The 3,667-nt window shown below is 49.4% G+C and carries 3 protein-coding genes; 2 read left to right on the forward strand and 1 reads right to left on the reverse strand.

The window, feature by feature from the left end:
* Positions 1-390 precede the first annotated feature (390 nt).
* Positions 391-1,038 (reverse strand): peptidylprolyl isomerase, encoded by a 648-nt coding sequence (locus tag COY37_RS10750; protein ID WP_286679131.1) that lies wholly within the window; start codon positions 1,036-1,038, stop codon positions 391-393.
* A gap of 203 nt (positions 1,039-1,241) precedes the next feature.
* Between COY37_RS10750 and COY37_RS10755 the strand changes: the two genes are divergently transcribed.
* Positions 1,242-1,913 carry a tetratricopeptide repeat protein gene (locus tag COY37_RS10755; RefSeq protein WP_286679130.1) on the forward strand — a complete coding sequence of 224 codons (672 nt, stop codon included), beginning with the start codon at positions 1,242-1,244 and terminating at the stop codon, positions 1,911-1,913.
* A 35-nt stretch (positions 1,914-1,948) separates the two neighbouring features.
* Positions 1,949-3,412 (forward strand): 6-bladed beta-propeller, encoded by a 1,464-nt coding sequence (locus COY37_RS10760; RefSeq protein WP_286679129.1) that lies wholly within the window; start codon positions 1,949-1,951, stop codon positions 3,410-3,412.
* Positions 3,413-3,667: the final 255 nt, after the last annotated feature.

The following is a 3,667-nucleotide window of genomic DNA, read 5'->3' on the forward strand; positions in this document are numbered from 1 at the left end:
ACGGCGCTTAGTTGTCATTCTGAAGGAGCGATTAGCAAATAGTGAACGGCGATGTCATTCTGAAGGAGCGATTAGCAATTGATTGTCATTCTGAAGGAGCGATTAGCAAATGGTGAACGAGCGATTAGCTGTCATTCTGAAGGAGCGAAGCGACTGAAGAATCTTGGGTGCGGAAACCTTCTTCTTGTGCGGGAGGGTCTAAGCTTAGACGCACTTAAGTGACAGAAGTACGTGAGCGCCCGCTAGATTCTTCGCTTCGCTCAGAATGACAATTGCCGGCGTTCACCATTCGCTAATCGCTCGTTCAGAATGACAATTGCCGGCGTTTAGAATGACACAATAATTATGGTGTTCCGGCACTAGAGCGCTCCCGTTTTTCTTACTGATAATTTACTTACCGATAATATAGACTTTGTTCATGACATCGTAGTGCCGGATCTTATCCACGACATCCATGCCCTCGGTTACTTTGCCGATAACGGTAAACCGCCCATCAAGTTTGGGCTGGTCGCTGAGGCAGATAAAGAACTGGCTGCCACCGTCAGTAGTTTTTTCGTTATGTACCATCGAAACCGTACCCCTCAAATGCGGAACATCGTTGATTTCCGCGGCAACCGCATATCCCGGCCCGCCGAATCCATCGTTGTCCTGATTGTTGTCCCTGCTTAACGGGTCGCCGCCCTGAATGACATAGCCCGGCACAACCCTGTGCCACTTGATCCCGTTGTAAAAATTGGCATTTGCGAGCCGTATAAAATTCGCGACGTTCTTTAGGGCTTTGTGGGGGAAAAGTTGAAATACTATCGTCCCCTTATTCGTTTCGATTACCGCATAGGGCCACTTCGATTTTTCGGACTCGCCCGCCGCACCGCCTTGCGGTTGCGAGTCGTTGGTACTATCCGGCTGAACATCTGCCTGCTTCACATCGTCCGCGGAACCGCCTGCATCGGCGGCCTTTCCGCCGCGCGAACAACCTATGCTGCCGATAGCAAGTATCGCAACGAATAAAACAATAAGGCCGAATTTAATCCGGTTCATCAAATACCTCCTTGTACAAATACAAACATGCAACCATAATAATACAAAATCAGCCGCATTAATGCCAGCTCACAGACAACAAATACTCATTTTGCAACCTTGCCTCTGTAGACTCTGTGTGCTATCATTTGAATCGTTCTTTTTTTAGTTCACCCTTGTGAAAAGGGTCACCATAAAAGTTCAAAGGTTTGAAAGGAAGTAGTATGGAAGGTAACGTCAGAAAGATTTTAGTATATCTAACAATCTTTTTAACCCTTGCGATTATTGTAGTCCTCGGATTTATGCTGAAGGACGTATTTACCGGCTCCGATGTACCTCAAAACCCGGCAGAACAGGCATATGTCATTGCAAAAGCAGCCGTGGCTAAGGATCCGAAAAACGCCGACGGGCTCTTTAAACTCTCCAAAGCAGAAGCGGACCTCGGAAGAATTGGGGATGCCGTGCAGCATATTAAACGAGCGATTGAACTTTCGCCTTCAGCACCGATGCTACACTACACGTTGGCTCAAATCTATATGGATAACGGACAAGAGAATGAAGCCATCGAGGAGCTAAAGGCGGAGCTAAAGGTTACCGAGCAGAAAAACGAGTTGGCCTGGTACGACCTCGGCGTTATCTTGAACAAGAAGAAAGACTACAACCAGGCCGCCTTCTGCCTTCAAAAAGCTCTGCAAAGGATGGATGGCGGTGCGGATGCCCATTACCAGCTCGGCAAGGCTTATGAGGGTCTTGGCAGGTTCGACCTTGCAATGAACGAGTACCAGCAGACCCTTCGATTTATACCTGATCACGCTGATGCTCAGATGGCAATTCAGCAATTGCAGGTAAAGTTGCTTCGTCAAAACCAGGCAGCGCTCGGTGTGAAAAAGAAATAAGATTAGCCAGCGAATGAAAGCTAGGAGGCGTTAAGTTGGTTAGAACTAAGACCTTGATTATTCTGGTAGCAATATTGCTCCTGACGATGGCTGCCCTTGCATATTTCTACTTCTATGTACTAAACAATCCAAACGATCAAGTCGAAAACCAGGGCATGACTCATCTGTTTAGCATCTACGGTTGGGGCGACAAACCCGATGAGCTAATGAAACGACCGACCGGTGTAGCCGCCGACGACAAGGGCAACATTTATGTCACCCTGCCCAGCAGAGGCAAAGTCGCTGAATTTGACAACAACGGCAACTTCATCCGCTCCTTCGGAAGCCAAGGTATGGCGCCGGGGTCGCTTCGCGGACCGATCGGGGTCGCGGTCGACTCGCAAAGGGGCCGGGTTTATGTGGCCGATAGAGAGCGCTTTAGGCTGGTAATCTTCAACCTGCAGGGCAAGTACATCTCGGAAACCACAATCATGTCGCCCGTTACGCCCGCGGTTGGCAAGGACAGGATATATTTGTCCACCTTCGGCCCGATCGCGATACTCAGCCTCGATGGAAAAATCCTTAATAGCTGGGGCTCGCGAAGCCGTGCGCTCGGCGGATTTGATTATCCGCACGGTGTCGTCGTTGATAACCGCGGCAACATTTATGTATCGGACACTAATAACACACGGCTTGTTGCATTAAATAAAAAAGGCGATGTCCTCTGGACAAGAGGAAGACCGCCGGCAGCCGTACTCGATCCTAAGAAGGGCCTGAACCTTCCCGCCGGGTTGGCGATGGATGAGAAAGAGCGCATATACGTCGTTGACGCCTTCGACTTTGCAATCAAGGTCTTTAATACCAGGGGAAATCAGGTAGCGCAGTTCGGCGGCAGCGCCGGTAACCTTGAAGGGCAGTTCAACATGCCCGATGGAATCGCATACATGGGAAACAAGGTCTTCGCAATTGCCGACAAGTTCAACGACCGCGTCCAGGTAGTGCGGCTTACGATACCCGGTGAAGAGGGTCCGTTTGATAACTTCCCGTGGTGGCTACTGTTGCTGATACCGCTGCTGATGGCTCTGCTGCGCCGCAAGAAGTTCATCGCCAACGAGGATTTCATGGAACTCGTCGTACAGGACCAGAAGCTGAGACTTCTCACCCAGGTGGCAAAACGGGTACACGTCAGCCAGCAAGTCTTCGACCGGTTTGCGGATTACGAGGAAGATGCATTAAAGTTCGCGGATATCGCCATCGTTCGGCAGTATAAGCAAGAAGAGATACGGGAGCTTGTCGAGAAGCACGACGTCACGGAAAATACGGCTGCCTTCCTTGCCTTAGCCAAAAAGAAGCTGGCCGAGAAGATCCTGCTGGGCAGGCTTACCCTGGCCTTTGAAGACGAAAAGGTACGGGAGGTACTTGAGGGCAACGGCAAGAAACCGCCAAAAACGATAAATTACCAGGAGTTCCTCGATAAGTATGAGGTTGAAGAGGAAGAGGCGGCACCCCAAGCAACGTAAGGGGATAGATGCAACCGATAAAAGGTGGGCCAAGCGCCCACCTTTTTTGTGTGCGCCCGGCACCCCTTTCGCCCCATAGCTCTACAAGAATTTTAAAAACTAGTTAAAAATCGCTTGGCTAGTGCACCATTTATTGGTAAATTAGGATTGTGAAAGATAGGACAAGCAGTCTTTAACAGTAATTTCACCAATAAGAGTCTTTGAAAACTATAGCAAGAAAACTCCTTTGGTAAGCGCACTATTATTCGGTAGAAA

This window comes from Candidatus Aquicultor secundus, from assembly GCF_002791875.1.
GTDB classification, from domain to species: Bacteria; Actinomycetota; Aquicultoria; order Aquicultorales; family Aquicultoraceae; genus Aquicultor_A; species Aquicultor_A secundus.

Excerpts from the sequence above, each read along its gene's own strand:
- COY37_RS10750 (WP_286679131.1), bottom strand. The coding sequence starts at position 1,038 with ATGAACCGGATTAAATTCGGCCTTATTGTTTTATTCGTTGCGATACTT.
- COY37_RS10755 (WP_286679130.1), top strand. The coding sequence starts at position 1,242 with ATGGAAGGTAACGTCAGAAAGATTTTAGTATATCTAACAATCTTTTTA.